Here is a 280-nt window from a genome sequence, read left to right on the forward strand (position 1 = left end):
GAAGGCTTGCGGATCGGGGCGCGGCGCTTGCGGTGCGGCCGCCTCGGGCGGGGAATTGTCGGCGGGATCGGTCACGGCCGCCCCCTGCGCCCATTGTCGCGCACGATGCGGACGCGCTGCTCGCCGCGCCGGTCGCCCAGGCGCAGCTCGGCGGCGGCGAACAGCCGGTCCACCACCATGTAGCGGCCCTGCACGCGGTAATTAACTAACTCGGCATCGCCGGCCGCGCCGGTCACGAACAGCGGCGGCATCTCGCCCTGCGAGATCCCGGCCGGAAACT

The 280-nt window shown here is 73.2% G+C and carries 1 protein-coding gene; it reads right to left on the minus strand.

The window, feature by feature from the left end; all coding sequences use genetic code 11:
* Nucleotides 1–71: 71 nt before the first annotated feature.
* The coding region (locus AX735_RS20600) for a TrbG/VirB9 family P-type conjugative transfer protein (protein ID WP_202189632.1) at nt 72–280 on the minus strand (209 nt) is incomplete at its 5' end.

Origin of the sequence: Blastomonas sp. CCH1-A6, from assembly GCF_001556365.1 — a bacterium.
GTDB lineage: Bacteria > Pseudomonadota > Alphaproteobacteria > Sphingomonadales > Sphingomonadaceae > Blastomonas > Blastomonas ursincola.